16 protein-coding genes are annotated in these 18470 nt (G+C 35.7%); 4 read left to right on the top strand and 12 right to left on the bottom strand.

Annotated features, from left to right (window positions below; translation table 11 throughout):
* The first annotated feature begins 88 nt into the window (after positions 1-88).
* A complete protein-coding gene (locus ABD692_RS05305) occupies positions 89-616 on the top strand; it encodes a DUF4251 domain-containing protein (protein WP_316761845.1) in 528 nt (175 codons plus the stop codon).
* Positions 617-676: 60 nt separating this feature from the next.
* On the opposite strand, the gene ABD692_RS05300 is transcribed toward ABD692_RS05305, so the two are convergent.
* From ABD692_RS05300 to ABD692_RS05255, 10 genes are all read right to left on the bottom strand, one after another.
* Positions 677-1762, bottom strand: coding sequence for a glutaminyl-peptide cyclotransferase (locus ABD692_RS05300; RefSeq protein ID WP_344765609.1), 1086 nt, complete (start codon positions 1760-1762; stop codon positions 677-679).
* The gene (locus ABD692_RS05295) at positions 1740-2105 is read right to left on the bottom strand and encodes a YraN family protein (RefSeq protein ID WP_316761853.1); all 366 of its coding nucleotides are present in this window, start codon (positions 2103-2105) and stop codon (positions 1740-1742) included. Before ABD692_RS05295 ends, ABD692_RS05300 begins: the two co-directional genes overlap by 23 nt.
* A gap of 62 nt (positions 2106-2167) precedes the next feature.
* Complete coding sequence (gene dnaG / locus ABD692_RS05290; RefSeq protein WP_425567324.1) at positions 2168-4117, bottom strand: DNA primase; 1950 nt, start codon at positions 4115-4117, stop codon at positions 2168-2170.
* 183 nt (positions 4118-4300) lie between these two features.
* Positions 4301-4960, bottom strand: coding sequence for an SGNH/GDSL hydrolase family protein (locus ABD692_RS05285; protein WP_344765604.1), 660 nt, complete (start codon positions 4958-4960; stop codon positions 4301-4303).
* A 7-nt stretch (positions 4961-4967) separates the two neighbouring features.
* Positions 4968-6530 (bottom strand): serine hydrolase, encoded by a 1563-nt coding sequence (locus ABD692_RS05280; RefSeq protein WP_344765602.1) that lies wholly within the window; start codon positions 6528-6530, stop codon positions 4968-4970.
* Between the two features lie 55 nt (positions 6531-6585).
* A complete protein-coding gene (locus tag ABD692_RS05275; RefSeq protein ID WP_316761860.1) occupies positions 6586-7521 on the bottom strand; it encodes a hypothetical protein in 936 nt (311 codons plus the stop codon).
* Between the two features lie 147 nt (positions 7522-7668).
* Positions 7669-8853 (bottom strand): M20 metallopeptidase family protein, encoded by a 1185-nt coding sequence (locus ABD692_RS05270; protein ID WP_344765600.1) that lies wholly within the window; start codon positions 8851-8853, stop codon positions 7669-7671.
* A complete protein-coding gene (locus ABD692_RS05265; protein WP_316761866.1) occupies positions 8840-9286 on the bottom strand; it encodes an SPOR domain-containing protein in 447 nt (148 codons plus the stop codon). Before ABD692_RS05265 ends, ABD692_RS05270 begins: the two co-directional genes overlap by 14 nt.
* 343 nt (positions 9287-9629) lie before the next feature.
* Complete coding sequence (locus ABD692_RS05260) at positions 9630-13103, bottom strand: preprotein translocase subunit SecA (RefSeq protein ID WP_344765598.1); 3474 nt, start codon at positions 13101-13103, stop codon at positions 9630-9632.
* A gap of 137 nt (positions 13104-13240) precedes the next feature.
* Complete coding sequence (locus tag ABD692_RS05255; RefSeq protein ID WP_344765596.1) at positions 13241-13540, bottom strand: hypothetical protein; 300 nt, start codon at positions 13538-13540, stop codon at positions 13241-13243.
* 273 nt (positions 13541-13813) lie between these two features.
* On the opposite strand from ABD692_RS05255, the gene ABD692_RS05250 reads away from it, so the two are divergent.
* The 3 genes from ABD692_RS05250 to ABD692_RS05240 all read left to right on the top strand — a co-directional run bounded on the left by ABD692_RS05250 (position 13814) and on the right by ABD692_RS05240 (position 15818).
* Positions 13814-14548: a dioxygenase family protein gene (locus tag ABD692_RS05250; protein WP_344765594.1), complete on the top strand. Its 735-nt coding sequence runs from the start codon at positions 13814-13816 to the stop codon at positions 14546-14548.
* Between the two features lie 72 nt (positions 14549-14620).
* Complete coding sequence (locus ABD692_RS05245) at positions 14621-15124, top strand: hypothetical protein (protein ID WP_344765592.1); 504 nt, start codon at positions 14621-14623, stop codon at positions 15122-15124.
* A gap of 1 nt (position 15125) precedes the next feature.
* Positions 15126-15818: a pirin family protein gene (locus tag ABD692_RS05240; protein ID WP_344765590.1), complete on the top strand. Its 693-nt coding sequence runs from the start codon at positions 15126-15128 to the stop codon at positions 15816-15818.
* Position 15819: 1 nt separating this feature from the next.
* Here ABD692_RS05240 and ABD692_RS05235 read toward each other — a convergent pair whose 3' ends face one another.
* Together ABD692_RS05235 and ABD692_RS05230 are read right to left on the bottom strand one after the other, a co-directional pair.
* On the bottom strand, positions 15820-16374 hold the full coding sequence (locus tag ABD692_RS05235; RefSeq protein ID WP_316761886.1) for an RNA polymerase sigma factor: 555 nt from the start codon (positions 16372-16374) through the stop codon (positions 15820-15822).
* A gap of 126 nt (positions 16375-16500) precedes the next feature.
* Positions 16501-18384, bottom strand: a complete 1884-nt coding sequence (locus ABD692_RS05230; RefSeq protein ID WP_344765586.1) for an alpha-amylase family glycosyl hydrolase — start codon at positions 18382-18384, stop codon at positions 16501-16503.
* Positions 18385-18470: the final 86 nt, after the last annotated feature.

Raw genomic sequence — 18470 nt, 5'->3', positions numbered from 1 at the left:
TATAGGTATTTGAAACAAAACACTGTCAATTTATGGAAATAAGCAAACTCCGTCATCTTTAAATTGTTAAACATTCAAAACACCAAAAATGAAATACACTAAATTATTTTTGAGTTTATTTTTCACAGTAATTATAACTCAGGCATTTGCCCAAACAGATAAAGAAACTACCGCTAAAATAGTAGGTAATAAAAACTATGTTTTTGTAGCAAATTCTGCCACGCCATTAGCCAATAACGAAGTAAACCAAGTGCTGAGAAGTTTTCCTGGTGCACAGGGTGGCGGAACGATTAATCTTTCTGGCGCTCAATATGATCTTGTTGTAAAACCAGATAGTTTAATTGCTTATTTACCTTATTATGGAAGATCATTTTCTGCGCCGTATAACCCATCCGAAGGAGGAATTAAGTTTACATCTAAAGATTTTACCTACAAGGAAACCAAGAATAAAAAGGGTGGGTACACTATAAATATCCGTACTAACGATTTAAAAATAGAGAACTACCAGCTGGTTTTAAATATTTCTCAAAACGGATATGCAACCTTAATGGCTTACAGCAATAATAAACAAACCATAAATTTTAATGGCTATCTGGATGAGGTAAAGAAAAAATAAACAAGATTTTTAGATTTAAGGATAAATAAGATTTTAAGACTGATTTATCCTTAAATTGATTTATTTAACCCTGGAGATTTGGATCTGGAAAATATACGGCCATTTCTTGCCCGCTACAAAAAGTCGCTTTCCAGCTTGATCGTAAGCAATACCGTTTAATACATTATTACCTCTTGCATCGTCTGTTTTAAAATAATCTGCAACGGGGAACAGCCCAGTTAAATCTATTTTGCCTTCAACAGCTCCGTTTTCTGGATTGATAATTACAATCGTATTGGTTTGATAAACATTTGCGTAAATTTTACCGTCGATATATTCCAATTCATTTAAACTTCTTATTTCTCCTTTGTCATCATAAACATCAATTGAACCTATTTGTTGATAGTTATCTTTATCCAGGAAATAAATGGTATTTGAACCATCAGAAGTTAGAATTTTCTGCCCGTCAAATGCCAAACCCCAACCTTCTCGGTTATAGGTTAGTTCAGCTAATTGCTTGAAAGTATCCTTGTCGTAAACAAAGGCTTTTTTATCCATCCAGGTTAACTGTAAGATTTTGTTGCCAATTATGGTTATTCCCTCACCAAATAAAGCCGTATCCAATCTTGCCCTTTGTAAAACTTTCCCATTTTGTACATTAACCTTACGCAAATCAGAACTCCCCTTTTCTCCTGTTCCTTCGTAGAAAAATCCATTATGATACTCTAAACCTTCTACGTAGGCAGAAGTATCGTGAGGAAGTTTTGAAATAACTTTATACGTATACAAATCGGGTTCTTTAGCTGCAAGGATATTAATATTCGACGTTAAATCTTCCGATTCGCCAGCATTGTAAATTTTAGCTGTTAGCAAATGGTTTCCAAGTTTTAAATCCGTTGTTGTAAGCTTAATTGCCGTAGTATCTGTTTTCGAAATTGCTTTAACAGTATCAATTAAGTAAACTACAGAATCTACCTTATTTTCTTTACCAAAGAGTATTTTTACATCAAAATCGTTTCCAGATTTTACGTTTAATCCTACTAATGGCGAAATAAAACTTCTGTAGGTAGCTTTTGTAGAAGAGTTGCTACATGAACTTGCAAGGCTAATTACAATTGCAATAAAGAGTAATGTTTTAAGTTGGTTAATCTTCTGGCCAAAATGCATCTTCAATATGGTTTAAAATGTAAGTACTATCTTTTCTAAATGTTATTGCAATAATATCAAAACGAATTTCATTTTGATGATTCATAATTTCGATATAAGCTAATGAAGCTATTTCCATTTGTTTTTGCTTTGCTTTCTGTACAAATTCTTCAGGTTGCCCAAAAGCAACCGAACTTCTACTTTTTACCTCAACAAAAACCATGATGCCTTCTTTATAAACAATCAAGTCAACTTCGGCCTTTCCAGATACCCAGTTCTCATCAAGAATTTCATATCCATTTTTCTCCAGATATGATTTGGCCAGTTCTTCGCCCTTTCGTCCTAAATCGTTGTGAACCGCCATGTGTATAAATGAGTGAATTTAGATTTTTGAATGGTTAAAATAACGGCTAAAACCCCTTATTTCTATTTAACGATAACAGAGCCAAGGAACTTTGATATTTCACGCTCAACGCCTTTAATTACGCCATAACGCTGCATTAAAATCATTTGATTGTCGTTATCCTTTTCATCTTTAATTTCCTTTAAAAGGTTTGATAAAATTTTATCGACCTTACGTTTTTTTAAGTGAAAAATACCACCCAAAATAGTTGCTTTTAAATGCATGGATTCATCTTTAACATAAATCTGATGTTTATTTAACCAGTTCTCACTTAAAGCATATTCTGACGTGGAAAGGGTAATTGCCAAATCGGCAATATCTCGATCTTCATGTTTAACAAAGTGATTTGCAGTAGGCAAACGGCCATTGTCGATTTCCGACTTATAATACTCTATAATCTTCTTACAAAGAAGATTTTCAAATTCTACATCAGCCAGATTTTGCATGATGAAAGAACCGATCACCATATCATCAATATTATCCCAATTTACAAATTCATGGCCATAAGCTAACAATAGGCGAATGATTTCCTTTTCCTGGTTTTCATCCGTTTCAACCGCCTGACCAGGAATAGAAGGCCCTGCCTGGTCATCCCATAAATCATCTGGTGGACCAAGTGGCTCTGGCGGACCCGATGAATATGGATTACCGCTGTTATTATTATTTGCTCTTTGATTACTTTCGAAAGTCTTTTTACTTTTAGCTGAACGCATTTTATTGAGCTCAGAGAGCAAAATACTTTCTTCAATTTGCAACAAGCTGCTACTTTCCCTTATAAAAACCGATGCTTTTATCGGATCGGGAATTTTAGCAATACTTTCTACAATATCACGAATAATGCCTGCCCTTTTTATTGGGTCGTTTCCAGCTTCTTTAAGCAAAACATTGGCTTTATAAAGGATGAAATCTTTGCGATTATCTTCTATATAAGTTTTAAAAGCACCAGCGCCTACGTGATGCATATACGAATCGGGATCGTGACCATCGGGAAAAGAAACGATTTTTACGTTTAATCCTTCTTCCAAAATCATATCTAAACCCCGAAGTGAAGCCTTAATCCCCGCTGCATCACCATCAAAAAGAATGGTTACGTTTTGCGTAAAACGACCAATTAATTTAATCTGCTCAACAGTTAACGATGTTCCTGATGAGGCTACAACGTTTTCTATGCCCGCCTGATGAACGGAAAGTACATCGGCATAACCTTCGGCCAGATAACAGTTATCCAAATCGCGAATTGCTTTCTTAGCATGAAACAAGCCATAAAGCACATTCGATTTATGGTAAATTTCGCTTTCTGGAGAATTTACATATTTGGGAACATTTTTATCTGTTTTTAACGTTCTTCCTCCAAAACCAATTACTCTTCCCGTAAAGTTGTGAATTGGGAACATTACACGACCGCGAAAGCGATCGTAAATTTTGCCATTATCGTTTTTAATGGATAAACCTGTTTGTTCTAAAAATTCTAATTTATGACCTTCTCTTATAGCACTTTGTGTCATTGCATCCCAAACATCGGGCGAATAACCTACTTCGAATTTCTTTAATATATCTTCTCTAAAACCTCGCTCTTTAAAATAGCTTAAACCTATGCTTTTACCTTCGTCGGTTTCCCAAAGTTGCTTTACAAAAAAGGCTGCTGCAAATTGAGAAACGATATATAAACTTTCCTTTGCATTTTGAGCTTCCGCATCCTGAGGAGATAATTCTGCCTCTTCAACTTCTATATTGTATTTGTTAGCTAAAAACTTAAGTGCTTCGGGATAAGAGTATTTCTCATGATCCATTATAAAACGGACAGAATCGCCCCCTTTACCACAACCAAAACACTTATATATCCCCTTAGTTACCGATACGTGAAATGACGGTGTTTTCTCGCCATGAAAAGGACAGTTTCCGATTAAACTTGTTCCGCGTTTTTTTAAGTGCACAAAATCCCCTACTACCTCCTCTATACGGGCGGTATCCATTATCTTATCTATTGTTTCGCGGTTTATCAAAATAGTATCAAGTAGTTAGTATCAAGACTGGGCTTTTAACACCGCTCTGTCTTTACATCAAATCCCTAAAAGGGCTTTTCTTTTATATGTTTATTTTTAATTGTGAAAAACATGCCTCCGATTTGTATTAACCCCCTTCGGGGGATTAGGAGGTTACTTTACTAGAGGCAATAACTGATCTGCAACCAGCTTATTACCAGTTTCATTTAGGTGTACCCGATCAACGGTTAAAATACCCTTCTCTTTATCTTCTGGATTATTTTTGGCTTCGTACTCGGCAAATACCTTTCTTAAATCGCATACTGGTAAATTGTTTTTAGCGGCTAGTTGTCTGATTCCTTCTGCGTATTTATTTAAGTCAGTATCAAGTTCATTTGTACCGTCTTTTTTTTCGCCAACAACCGAAGGCGTTACCAATACAACTTTACTTCCAACGCCTTGAATTTTGTTAATCAGTGCCTGGTAGAATTTTAAGTATTTATCGTAATCGGTTCCTGTATGCGAAGACTGCTTATGCCATACATCGTTAATACCAACATAAATTACCACTAAATCTGGTTTTTTATTCAATACATCATCTTCCAAGCGCAGGTATAAATCATAAACTTTATTACCACCAATACCCGCACCAATTACATTGTATTTGGTAGAATCAAGTGCTTTTTTAATTAACGTAACATAACCATTGGCCGATACACCTTGTTGTGTTATTGAATCGCCAAAAAAGATAATGCGTTTCGGTTTAAATGTCATTGAGGTTAAAAATAGGACGCATACAGAAAAGAATAATGTAATTTTTAGTGTGGTTCTCATGGTATGATTATTTGGTTTTTTTAAAATCTAAATCCTGGAAATCAAAGCTAAAATCTGTTAGCGGCGAAATTGCTGCTATTTTAAATCCGTTTGCGTTTGCGTTATTATCAAGCGTGAAATTCACAAAAGCATCGGCATCTAAGCTTCTATCGTACCATTTTACAATAAAAGTATTGCCTTTATAAAAAGTCAGATCTCCTTTTAGCTTTGGTGCGTTTTTAGCTTGAAAATGCATTTTTCCATTAACTTCACTAATGATAACCTGCCCAAACCAGGCGTCATTATAGGTACCAAAATAGCTTTTTACATCTGGCTTAATGGTATTATTCTTTTGTTGTGATTCAATATCGCTAGAAACTTTAGCTACCATTTCACTAGCCTGCTTCTCATTTTTAAGTCTGTTATCGTTATAGGTTTTAATCCTGTCTTGCCCTTTAATACCTAAATAGCCATCTCTAATGGAACTTGTTATTGAATTAAATGCAGCTCCAGATTGTTGATTGGTTAAGACTATAATGCCCAACTTCATTTCAGGAATAATGGTAACCTGTGTTACAATACCCGATAAGCCGCCAGTATGTGTGGCCTGAAATTTTCCGTTAACATTACTTAGAAACCAGCCTAACCCATAACTACTAAAGCTCGATGGATTTCCTCCGGCAATAATGGTTTGTGGTGTCCACAATTCTCTGTGTATTGCAGAACTAAAAAGTGATTTATCCAATTGATCACCATATTTACCACCATTAATCATAGCGGTAACCCATTTACTCATATCGGTTACGTTAGAATAAATTCCGCCAGCAGCATTTGCAACCTCACCAAAGCTTAAACCTACAGGGAGTAACTTTCCTTCGTACGGTGCATGTCCGTCGATTACGTTCGACTTATCCTTTAAACGATACCAGGATGCAGCAGTTTTGCTCATTCCAAGTGGTTTAAAAAATCTGGTTTCTATAAAATCTTCGTAAGTGATGCCCGAAACTCTTGCAACTACATCGCCTGCTACAATGTACAATAGGTTATCGTAATCATATTTTGTACGGAAAGATGAAACAGGTTTTAAATATCGAAGATTATGGATAAGTTGTTTTTTATCAACAGTTGACGAATCTGGCCAAATCATCAAATCGCCAGCACCTAAGCCTAAACCGCTACGGTGTGTAAGCAAGTCGCGAATGGTAAATTCTGAAGTTACAAATGCATCATACATCTTAAACTCGGGGATTACATCGGTAACTTTTGTATCCCAGGTAATCTTTTTTTCATCAACCAACATACCTAATGCAGCTGCTGTAAATGCCTTGGTATTCGATGCTACACCAAAAAGTGTATTTTCATCAACTTTCTGGTTGGTTTTGATAGAGCGAACACCATAACCTTTCAAATGAACGACTTTGCCATCTTTAATTACAGAAACAGCAATTCCAGGGACATTAAAAGTGCTTAAGGTTTTTTCTACAACACTATCAATCTGTTTTGAAGTTAAAACCTGTGCCTGTAAGGTAGTTGCTAAAATAAAAGCTAATAGAAATGTTAGCTTAATTTTAGAAGAAATGAATGAATGCATTTATCGATTATTTTGAAGGTTAAAGATAATAAATCTTTTTATCCGATAAACGATCCTACTTTCCGAGCTTGTAATCTTTATGTACAATTAAAAAACTGGCCCGTTCTTCCTTTTTAAAAGGATAATCCCAGTTGCCCTGATAAGTAATTTTGGTTGGCAATTTATCCTCCCCAAAATAACCCATTTCAATGTTCATCTGCACATTAAAATCGAACAGCATATTGCCATACTTCATATCTACATAGCGACCAAGAATATTGAAATTACGTTTATCAAAAATGGTTACCAATTCCTTAATCATAATTCCATCTTTAGTCCAGCTGCTCAAATCGGGCTTAACTGCAACTTTAAAACGATATACAGGAATAGAATCCAGATAAGTTCCGCTAGTAAAAGAGTAATCGTAATACTGACGCATATTCGCGGTGAATATTTCAGTTTTACTGCCTATAAATGGAACCTTAACTGGTCGGCCAGGATTAAAAATTAAGGTTTTCAATTTTGCTTTATAACCTTCGTTTGTTCCACCTTTACCATCTTCTGCTGGTGCGTTGGGTACAAAATCGGTATTATAAGCATTCATGAAGATATAATCGAACATTTCAACGGTATAAAGCTGATATTTTCCATTCTTCTTATACATTTTCCCTTCATCTTCTTTAACAAGGTATTCCATTTTATAAGGACCATTGTTATTGTGTCTTATTTTACGGTAAATTCGGCCATCTACTTTGTTCTTTTTATCGTAGCTGTAAATTCTGTTTTCGGCAATAAAACTGTAACGCTTCATATCTCTGAAAGATTGATAGAACGACGTATCGTTAATTACCTTATTTATAAAAGTTTCAATATTCAGCTTTTCTGCTTTAATATTAACACTCGAATCGAGGGTAATGGTTTTAATGGTATCGGGATTAAAACGATCGATTATCTGACTATATCCTGTAAAGAAAAATGATGATAATGCTATAATTAACAGTAATTTTTTCATGTAGTGCTCTGTATTCAAAAATGATGCCCTTTTTGAGATTGAAAATGGATGATGGGATACGGATGATCGAGAAAGTCAGGTTGAAAAAGTAATGTATTGATTCAACTAATTATACCATCTCCAATTTTACATAATTCTCTCTTTATATTAATTCCCCAGCTGTTTAAGTGCAATATAAGCCATTAAACCTGTTGAAATTTTAAGTGCATCTTCATCAATATCAAACTTAGGTGTATGTACCGAATATTCTGTGTCTTTAATCTTGTTTCCTGTTCCTAAACGATAAAAACAAGCGTCTGTTACTTGTGAGTAGAAAGAAAAATCTTCGGCAGCCATCCAGATATCTAAATCAACAACATTTTCCTTGCCCAAAAAATCTTCGGCAAAACCTTTGGCATTTGCGGTTAATTTTTCTTCATTGATTAAAAATGGATAACCTTTATGAATATCAAAATCACAGCTTCCGCCCATGCTTTCGGCCATACCTTCAGCCATTTTTTTCATTCGCTTATGTGCTTCTGCTCTCCAGTTTTCATCCAGGGTTCTAAACGTACCTTCTATCTTAACTTCGTTTGGAATAATATTAGTTGCGCCATTTGCGGTAACTTTTCCGAACGATAAAACAGATGGTAAACGTGGATCTGCATTGCGACTTACAATTTGCTGTAGTGCAACGATGATGTGTGAAGCAATTAAGACTGGGTCGATGTTTTGGTGCGGTTGTGCGCCATGACCACCTTTGCCTGTTACGGTTACATATAATTCATCTGTTGATGCCATATATATCCCCGAGCGGAAACCAACTTTGCCCGATTCGATTAAAGGCATAACGTGCTGACCGACGATGTATTGTGGCTTTGGATTTTCCAATACACCTTCCTTAATCATAATACTCGCACCACCTGGTAATAACTCTTCTGCTGGCTGGAAAATTAATTTAATCGTGCCTCCAAATTCATCCTTTAACTGATTAAGGATATAGGCGGTTCCTAAAAGTGATGAAGTATGAACATCGTGGCCGCAAGCATGCATTACACCATGGTTTTTAGAGCGATAAGGCTTATCATTATCCTCATGAATTGGAAGCGCATCCATATCGCCACGAAGTGCAATGACTTTATCTGATGGAAGATTTCCTTTAATTAACCCAACAACACCAGTATTGGCGCAGCTTGTAAATTCAATTCCCCATTTTGTTAATTTCTCTTTAATAAATAATGAGGTTTCAAATTCTTTAAAAGATAATTCGGGATTTGCATGTATATGACGACGATAACCTACTACATCGTTAAAAATGTTTTCGGCTAAGTCTTTAATTTTATTTTTGATCATCTGTTGTGCTATCTAATACTGGTGCGTTAATTTTTTCCCTGAAAATAAATAATGTTGGGAAAGTTGGTCTGAGTTCGCTCATCAAACGTTGGGCTTCGAGCCTTGTTCTAAAATCGCCAACACGTAAATAATAATTGGGTTCCTTATAAATGATATAAGTATTGATTTTGGGATAACTGCCTTTAAATTTGGCTTGCTGATTAAACATTTCCCGCCGATCGGAACCATAAAAAACCTGAACCCGATAACCATAATCAGAAACGACTGGTTTATTTGGTTTTGCAGAAACATCGCCGCCTGTTCGGTATACTTCAATCCTTTTAGCAATCAAACTATCTATCATCGGATCTTTTACCACCGTTACCTCGCCCTTTTGAGCAAAAGAAGCTTTAAATAAAAAAAGGAAGCAGGCAATGGTATAAATTATTTTCATGACTATTTGGATTCGATTAGGCTAAAAGTAAGAATGCCGAAATCTTTACAAAAATCGGCATTCTTTATGGGTTGTGCAAATGTTAGCTATTCTTAATCGATGGTATCAATTTATTCGAATTTTGATTTAGCACATCTTTTTTGATTTTGATAATATCAAAATCTTTAATAAACTGTTTTACCATTAAACTTTTATCATTGGAATTTTAATCAACAATGTTTCCTTATATCAAAAATATCGAATTATTAGCAAAATATAGGTAATCTAACAGACCATATTTCTTTACACAAAAAAAGCCCCGACTGTTGTCAAGGCTTTGATTTATAAATTTATTTAATTCTTATTAGCTCGCTCCGTGGCAGTTTTTATATTTTTTACCGCTACCGCAAGGACAAGGCTCGTTACGTCCAACTGTTGCTTCTTTACGAATCGGTTGTTGAGGAAGTGCTTCGCGAGTATCTCCAAATTCAACACCTGGTTGCTCTGCGCCAAACTCTTGTTTAGTAGTTTGCAACTTTGGTTGTTTTACCGGAGCTGGTGCTTCTCTAACCTGATCTGGTTCTTGCTGAACTGGAATACCACCTTTATATAAGAAACTTACCACTTCTTTATTAACTGCGTTAAGCATGTTTTTAAATAAGTTGAAGGCTTCCATTTTATAAATCACCAATGGATCTTTTTGTTCGTAAACTGCATTTTGAACAGATTGTTTTAAATCATCCATTTCACGTAAATGCTCCTTCCAGCTATCATCAATTAAAGCAAGAACAATAGTTTTTTCGAACGAACGAACAACTTCTTTTCCTTTATTATCAATTGCTTTTTTCAAATCAACTGAAACTTGAATACCACGAATTCCATCCGTAAAAGGAACTACAATTTGTTCGATATGCTGACCGCGTTCTTCGTAAACCTGAGTTAAAACAGGTAACGATTGCTGAATAATTGCTTCAGATTTACGGGCATAAAATGTTTCAGCCTCATCGAATAATTTTTCGGTTAAAGCCGTGATATTACTTGTTGAGAATTCCTTTTCTGTAATTGCGGTATCAACAGAGAAGTTTTTAATTACTTCAAGCTTAAAGCCTTCGTAGTTACCTTCAGTTTTGTATTCGGTAACGATATCTTCTGCAACATCAAAAACCATGTTGTTCATATCAACATCTAAACGTTCGCCGAATAAAGCATTTTTACGCTTAGCATAAATTACCGTACGTTGCGAATTCATTACATCATCGTACTCCAATAAACGTTTACGAATCCCAAAGTTGTTTTCTTCTACTTTCTTTTGCGCACGTTCGATCGATTTTGTAATCATCGAGTGTTGAATCACTTCTCCATCTTCAATACCCATACGAACCATAATGCTTGAGATTCTTTCAGAACCGAATAAACGCATTAAATTATCTTCTAGCGATACAAAGAACTGAGATGAACCTGGATCACCCTGACGACCAGCACGACCACGTAACTGTCTGTCGACACGACGAGACTCGTGACGTTCAGTACCTACAATAGCCAAACCACCCGCTTCTTTAACACCTGCTCCTAACTTAATATCGGTACCACGACCAGCCATGTTGGTTGCAATAGTTACCTGACCAGCCTGACCAGCTTCGGCAACGATATCGGCCTCTTTCTGGTGCATTTTAGCATTTAATACATTGTGTTTAATTCCGCGAAGTTTAAGCATACGGCTCAATAACTCTGAAATTTCAACTGAAGTTGTACCTACTAATACTGGGCGACCAGCTTTTGATTCTAATTGACCAGTTTGAGGATTTACTGCAGGAATTAAAGCTCCTTTAGCATCTAACTTAGGTACAATTCTACCTGTAGCATCGAACTTAACAACTGGCTTGCCATCTTTTTGTTTAACGTTACCTTCTTTATCAAGCTCGTACTCTGGCTCGTAATGTGTGTAAGGGAAAACTAAGAATTGTATTTCGGCAGCAACTGCGTTGTATTTCTCACGAACGGTACGGTAAACGTAATCCTGGTCATCAATTCTTGAAATATTTCTATTGGTTGGAATTTCAACTACATCTAATTTATAGATAGACCAGAACTCACCTGCTTCAGTAGTTGCTGTACCCGTCATACCGCAAAGTTTGTGGTACATACGGAAATAATTTTGCAAGGTTACTGTTGCATAAGTTTGAGTAGCATCCTCAACCTTTACATTTTCTTTAGCCTCAATTGCCTGGTGTAAACCATCAGAGTAACGGCGGCCATCCATAATACGGCCCGTTTGCTCATCAACAATTTTAATTTTTCCTTCATCGATGATGTATTCCACATCAATTTCGAATAAAGTATATGCTTTTAATAACTGGTTAACCGAGTGAATACGTTCTGCTTTTACAGAATAATCACGCATTAAAGCGTCTTTAGTTACTACTTTTTCCTCTAAAGGCAAATCAGATTTCTCTAACTCAGCAACTTCTGTACCTACATCAGGCAAAATAAAGAACTGAGGATCTTCACCTGATTGCGTAATTAACTCGATACCTTTCTCTGTTAACTCAACCTGGTTATTTTTTTCATCGATATAGAAGAACAATTCAGAATCTACCTTTGGCATATTCTTAGATTGATCTGCCATATAGTAGTTTTCTGTTTTCAACAACAAACCACGAACGCCGCTTTCACTTAAGAATTTAATTAAAGCTTTGTTTTTTGGTAAACCACGATAAGCACGTAATAATGCTAAACCACCTTCGCCTTCTTCGGTTCCAGAGTTACCTGCATTTATTAATTTTTTCGCTTCGTTTAAAGCTTGTGTAACGTATGCTTTCTGTGCATTAACCAAACGTTCGATGCGTGGTTTCAACTCATAAAATTCGTGTTGATCGCCATGAGGAATCGGACCTGAAATAATTAAAGGTGTACGGGCATCATCAATTAATACTGAATCGACCTCATCAACCATTGCAAAATGAGGCTTGCGTTGTACCAATTGGTCTGGTGTTTGCGACATATTGTCACGCAGGTAATCAAAACCGAACTCATTATTTGTTCCGTAAGTAATTCCAGCAGCGTAAGCTTGTCTTCTTTCTTCCGAATTTGGTTCGTGCTTATCAATACAATCTACACTAATTCCGTGGAACTCGAATAAAGGACCATTCCATTCACTATCACGACGGGCAAGGTAATCATTCACGGTAACGATGTGAACACCTTCGCCAGCCAATGCGTTTAAATAAGCAGGAAGCGTACTTACCAAGGTTTTACCCTCACCTGTAGCCATCTCGGCAATTTTACCGCTGTGCAAAACAACACCACCAATTAACTGTACATCGTAATGAACCATGTTCCAAACAACTTCAGTTCCGGCAGCATCCCAACGGTTAGCCCACTGTGCTTTATCGCCAACAATTTTTACATTGCTTTTGCGAGCTGCGTAATCTCTATCAAATTGCGTTGCTGTAACTTCTAAGAAATCGTTTTCGCTTAAACGACGAGAAGTTTCTTTAACTACAGCAAAAGCTTCTGGAAGAATTTCTAAAAGCACTTTTTCTAACTCCGCATCACGGTCTTTACCTAAAGCATCAACCTGATCATACAAAGCTGTTTTTTGATGAAGATCTAAATCTCCATTCTCTGCATCTGCTTTTAAAGCAGCTATTTTTCCATCGATATCGGTTAAAAATGCAGAAATTCTGCCTTTAAACTCTATCGTTTTAGCACGTAACTCATCATTGCTTATAGAAGATAACTTAGCGTATTCTTCATTTATTTTAACAACTAATGGCTGTATGCCCTTTATATCTCTTTCTGATTTACTTCCGAAAACCTTCGCTAAAAATCCTAACATTATATTTTATTCGTATTTATTATTTAAAAAAACAGGTGTATTACAACAACCAAGCCATGCCTTATTACAAGTCATTTTGGCTGTTAATGGTATAAATGGGGTCAAAATCTTATTGCAAGATTTTTTGTAAGAAGAGATTACGGGCTATTATTTTTTGGCTTTTTACGGATGGTTAAATCGGCAATAACCTGATTTGCACTCACATATTTCTCAACTTTTAATGGATTTTGAGTTCCAATTAAAGCAAGACTGGTGTACGATAACAGATAAGGATTGCGATCTTCATTAAGTTGAACGGAATCTTTATCAGCCGTATTAGTGCTAATTTTATGCTCATTACAATATTCGTTTAATATCCTTAGCCCTTCAACACGTTCGGCCTTTGCCAAATGTGTTAAGCTAAAAAATACAAGAGATATGGTAACTAGGTGTTTCATTATTAAGCGGCAAAGCTAATTTTAATCTTTTACAAAAAGAAATTAGATTATTGCAAAAACTGTTCCTCATTTTTTAACCACTCCGCATTTCTGCTATTATCTTATCAATAGTTTATAATCATAAAGATATTTTTACAGATAATTTTGGCTGCTCTTTCCTTAAAATTCAAGCATTTAACGTTTCAAAACATTTGTTTATCGATACATTTGTTATAGACAAATTCTTTCTGTGCACCTTTAAAATAGGTAACCAACTAATAAAAACATATTACCATGGAAAGAAAGAATTTCATCAGGAGTTTAATGATTGGAGCAATCTCAACTCCAGTTATTATCGAAGCCTGTAAAAAAAGCAGCATCACAGATGGCACAACTTCGGGTTCAGGTTCAGGAAGCGCAGGCACAACGACTAGCACAAACGGAAGTTGTACGGTGGCTCCAACAGAAACTGAAGGCCCTTTCCCAACAAAAGTTCCAGCATCTTATGTAAGAAGCGATATTACCGATGGAAGAACGGGCTATAAAATGACTGCAAAAATCACAATCGGCAATATAAATAATAGTTGTGCAGCTTTAGCAGGTGCAATTGTAGATATTTGGCACTGCGATGCAGAAGGTAATTATTCGGAGTATGGAGGCTCGGGTATGCAAAGTACCAACTACCAATCCGTACATTTTTTACGTGGCCGCCAAACTACCGATGCGAACGGGCTGGTAACTTTTACGTCGATTTTTCCAGGTTGGTACAGCGGTAGAGCAACACACATTCACGTTCATGTTTATAATGCCGCAGGAACATCTTTAATGGTTACCCAAATTGCTTTTCCCGAAGGCTCGGGTTCGTCTGTAGCATTGGTTAATGGCTATAGTAAAGGCCTAACTGGTTATACCTATAATAATGCAGATAACGTTTTTAGCGACGATAAAACAGGTATTGAAATTGCAACCGTAAGCGGAACTTTAACCGCTGGTTTTGAACTTACCTTTAAAGTAAATGTAAAAGCATAAGAATTATAATTGTTTGTTTATTTTTATCGAGGCGTTAGGAATTGATTTCTTAACGCCTTTTTTTAACTCGTTATGACTGAAAAAATAATCACACTGTGCTACCGAAAAATAATTGATATCACTAATTACAACCCATGGGATAAGTTTGTACATAAAGATAGCTTCATCGAGTTTAAAATGCAATCGCAGTTATATAATCAGGAAAAACAATACAACACATTTGCTGAAATGAATTTGAATGTTCCTGGTGCTGATAAATTACATTTCTTGGTTGGCGGCTCAATTGTGGGTTATTTACAGCAGCTTAATGGTGTTATTCCAGATATTTTAGATGATTTAGGGAGACGTTTCCTAACATTTGAAAATTTCAAATTCGAGTTAATCAATTCAGATATCAATAATATAGAAAAGCATAAAATTGCAATAAATTTCTTTTGCAAACCATTGCTGTGGCACGATACAATTGGAGAGCACCTTTTAGTTTCTCAATTTAAAGAAAACCTTGAGGAAGAGATTTTTACTAATTTATTTCAATTACAACCTTTCTTAAGCATTCATTCTATCAAAAACATTTAATATGGATTCGCCAGGCAAAATATATTTAGCAGACCAACGTGGGCTGACCGAGACTTCGATTTTACGAAGATATAGCACTTTTAATTTCGAAAAGTATTTTAACGAGTTTAAAGAACCTTTTGGCAGCTTGTTTCTTTGTAATGATGAATTTATTGCAGGAGGAAAATTAACGTTCTTCTTATGTAAGGCAAACTCTACTCAAATTTTTATACCAATAACTGGTGGAATCGATATTGTTGCAAAAACAAAAGAGTACGCTGTTGAAACGGGCCAAGTTCAAATTTTGAATATGGAAAAAGGAGAGGTTTTAGAAATCAGTAATCCTTATAAAGATGATACTATTAATTACTTACAGCTTGGAATTAGTAATGAAGATTATTTCTTCAGCAAAAACACATCATTCGATTTCGACTTTGAGAAAAACCCAAATCAACTTATAGAGATTATTAATGATGGTAAGTTACCTTTTAAATTAAGTGTAGGTCTTTTTGCTGGAAGAAAAGAAGCTGTTTACGAAATGAAAAGTTCTGCAAACAGCCTTTATACTTTAATTGTTGATGGTGCTTTTGAAATTGAGGGAAGACTAATGCATGCAAGAGATGGATTAGCACTTTGGAATACGGAAAAAATAGAATTAGAAGCGCTTAGCAACAATGCAATTGTTGTGGTTTTGGAACTATTCTCAATATTCTAAATCAGTTTTTAAGTTCTTTGCGTAATACTTTTAATGCATCGTAAATGGTATTGTAAGCCGTTTTTATGGTTTGACTGGTTTGCTCTGCAATTTGCTCGTAAGTTAATCCATCAAAAAACTTAAGGTGTATAAGTTGCTTTTGCCTGAAAGTTAATTTTTCCAATGCATTTTTAAGTTGATGCTTAACCAGTTCATCACTTTGTACCTTAACGATAAACTCTTCGTAACTCATTTCCATCCACTCGCCATCTGCGCCAGCATTATTTAATGCAATGCTTAACTTTTTCTTACGCTCGAGGATTCGGAGTAATTTCCTTTTAAGAAAAGTCCTCAAATATGCCTCAACATTATCTACCCGATTTAAGGTTTCGTGCTTCTCCCAAATGGTTGTAAAAACCAGATCAGTAGCCTCGCTTGATAAATCGGCATCAGCACAAACACGAACTCCAAAATTTACCAGGGGATAATAAAGCGCTTTATAAAGATCAAAAAAAGCATCCTTATCTCCAGTACGTAATCGTTCCCATAGCAAGTGATGCGTTAATTTGTTCTCCATATTTTAGTTAGTTGTAAGGCGGTAATGACAGCTAAAATAGACAATAATAACACAAAAAAACCTCCGATAATCAGATTTCTTTTATAAAATCTGATTATCGGAGGTGAAGGCAAGATAAATCAATTATTATTTTAATGCCTGTTTGCTAAATATATGATATTCGCCTGGAGCAAGTGTTGCTAAATAGGTGTTTGACGATAAATTTAGTGTGCTTCCAACTGCATCAATCCAGGTTCCTGACGAACCAAAATCGATATTTGCAGTTTGATTTACCACATCAAAATTCCCAACCACAACAACGGTATTAGCGCCTTCAACCAATTTAATATATTTAATTCCTCCGGCTAAATTATAAGTCGAACTGGTTGAATTAAAAATTGAGTTATTCTTTTTTAAACGGATGAATTTGGAATAAGCATCGTACAAAGCTTTACGATTTGGATCACTGTAATATTCCCATCTTATCGGTTTCTCGCCTGTTCTTCCATTGAAATCGATATTAACATCGTAGCCCAATTCTCCAAATTGCCAAACCATTTTCGGTCCTGGGATAGCGAATAAAAATGCTGCAGCCATTTCTTCTCGTTTTAAGGAAGTAGCCAAATTGCCTTTTATCAAATAACTTCCAGACATATTCCCGAAAGATATATTTTTATAATTCAATCGCTCTTCATCATGACTTTCGCCATAAGTCACTAAATTTTCTGATTTCGAAAAACCATGATTTACGTAAAAACCCCATTGAAAATTAGAGTTTGTTAACCAACCCATTGTTGCCTCATTCATATTATAATTTAGATTATTCCAAAGCATCATACCATCATCTGCCAAAACCTTTTCTTCTGATTCTTCGGCGAAATGTTCTAAAATAACATAGAAATTATTTGGGTCGATACTTTTGATATAGCTGTTGTAATCTTTCCAAATGGCTACTCTGCCAGCATCGTATTTTCTAAAAACGGCATCATCAGCAGATTGAGTTTGTGTAAATCCCTTTGATAAATCAAAACGGAAACCATCAATTTTATATTGCTGCATCCAGAATTTCATCACATCTTTCGAGAACTTTTTAGTAGCAGCACTTTCATGGTTAAAATCGTAGCCAACATTAAACGGGTGTTTTGCATCAACATTAAACCAAGGGCTATTCGCTGTTGGTTTCGATCCATCGAAATATAACTGAACCATGGGCGATTGACCAAAAGAATGGTTTAAAACCATATCCAAAATTACCGCAATGCCCTTTCCGTGGCATTCATCTATAAAGTTTTGTAAAGCTGTTTTAGTTCCGTAATATTTATCAGCAGCGAAATAAAACGATGGATTATAACCCCAACTTAAATTCCCCTCGAATTCGTTAACTGGCATTAACTCGATTGCGTTTATCCCCAAACCAATCAAATAATCCAATTTCGCTAACGTTGATGCATAAGTATGCTCAGTCGTAAAATCGCGGATTAGCAATTCATAAATGACCAGATTATTTTTTTCAGGACGAACAAAGCCATTATTTTTCCAGTTGTAAGTTGGTTGATTTGCTTGCATCACACTCACAATACCCGTTGTTTTCCCTGTTGGATAGGCTTTTAAATTTGGATAAATACTTGAAGTGATATATTTGTCATTATCTGGGTCAAGCACTTTTTCACAATATGGATCGGCAACTTTTAAATTTCCATCAACATAAAATTGATAAGCGTATTCGGTATTAGGATTTAGGTTATTGATTTGAATCCACCAGGTATTTCCGTCGCTTGTTTTCTTCATTACAGAAGCTGTTGTAGACCAGTCATTAAACTCTCCGATTAAAGAAACGGAGTTTTTTCCAGGTGCATAAAGGGTAACAATGGCTGATGTTCCGTTGTTAATGAAAGCAACTCCATCTTTTGCACCAGCAGGTAAATCTACAGACGGTAGAGTTGGAATTTCTGTTCCGCCATCCGTTGAGGATTTTTTGCAGGAGGTATTGAATGCCGCTACGAACAGCAATAGGTAAATGATTTTTCTCATTTGGTTAGGGATTTATAGAGGATTTTCGTCATTGCGAGGCACGAAGCAATCTTAAAGCTATTGTAGTAAGATTGCTTCGTGCCTCG

The sequence above is a fragment of the Pedobacter ginsengiterrae genome, from assembly GCF_039537385.1.
Taxonomy (GTDB): domain Bacteria; phylum Bacteroidota; class Bacteroidia; order Sphingobacteriales; family Sphingobacteriaceae; genus Pedobacter; species Pedobacter ginsengiterrae.
This window is presented reverse-complemented; position numbering and strand designations above follow the sequence as displayed.

What these genes read in the sequence shown, in the direction of transcription:
- ABD692_RS05245 (WP_344765592.1), top strand. Translation starts at nt 14,621, where the DNA reads ATGACTGAAAAAATAATCACACTGTGCTACCGAAAAATAATTGATATC.
- ABD692_RS05280 (WP_344765602.1), bottom strand. Translation starts at nt 6,530, where the DNA reads ATGCATTCATTCATTTCTTCTAAAATTAAGCTAACATTTCTATTAGCT.
- ABD692_RS05270 (WP_344765600.1), bottom strand. Translation starts at nt 8,853, where the DNA reads ATGATCAAAAATAAAATTAAAGACTTAGCCGAAAACATTTTTAACGAT.
- ABD692_RS05265 (WP_316761866.1), bottom strand. Translation starts at nt 9,286, where the DNA reads ATGAAAATAATTTATACCATTGCCTGCTTCCTTTTTTTATTTAAAGCT.
- ABD692_RS05260 (WP_344765598.1), bottom strand. Translation starts at nt 13,103, where the DNA reads ATGTTAGGATTTTTAGCGAAGGTTTTCGGAAGTAAATCAGAAAGAGAT.
- dnaG (WP_425567324.1), bottom strand. Translation starts at nt 4,117, where the DNA reads ATGGATACCGCCCGTATAGAGGAGGTAGTAGGGGATTTTGTGCACTTA.
- ABD692_RS05300 (WP_344765609.1), bottom strand. Translation starts at nt 1,762, where the DNA reads ATGCATTTTGGCCAGAAGATTAACCAACTTAAAACATTACTCTTTATT.
- ABD692_RS05255 (WP_344765596.1), bottom strand. Translation starts at nt 13,540, where the DNA reads ATGAAACACCTAGTTACCATATCTCTTGTATTTTTTAGCTTAACACAT.
- ABD692_RS05285 (WP_344765604.1), bottom strand. Translation starts at nt 4,960, where the DNA reads ATGAGAACCACACTAAAAATTACATTATTCTTTTCTGTATGCGTCCTA.
- ABD692_RS05295 (WP_316761853.1), bottom strand. Translation starts at nt 2,105, where the DNA reads ATGGCGGTTCACAACGATTTAGGACGAAAGGGCGAAGAACTGGCCAAA.
- ABD692_RS05275 (WP_316761860.1), bottom strand. Translation starts at nt 7,521, where the DNA reads ATGAAAAAATTACTGTTAATTATAGCATTATCATCATTTTTCTTTACA.
- ABD692_RS05305 (WP_316761845.1), top strand. Translation starts at nt 89, where the DNA reads ATGAAATACACTAAATTATTTTTGAGTTTATTTTTCACAGTAATTATA.
- ABD692_RS05230 (WP_344765586.1), bottom strand. Translation starts at nt 18,384, where the DNA reads ATGAGAAAAATCATTTACCTATTGCTGTTCGTAGCGGCATTCAATACC.
- ABD692_RS05235 (WP_316761886.1), bottom strand. Translation starts at nt 16,374, where the DNA reads ATGGAGAACAAATTAACGCATCACTTGCTATGGGAACGATTACGTACT.
- ABD692_RS05250 (WP_344765594.1), top strand. Translation starts at nt 13,814, where the DNA reads ATGGAAAGAAAGAATTTCATCAGGAGTTTAATGATTGGAGCAATCTCA.
- ABD692_RS05240 (WP_344765590.1), top strand. Translation starts at nt 15,126, where the DNA reads ATGGATTCGCCAGGCAAAATATATTTAGCAGACCAACGTGGGCTGACC.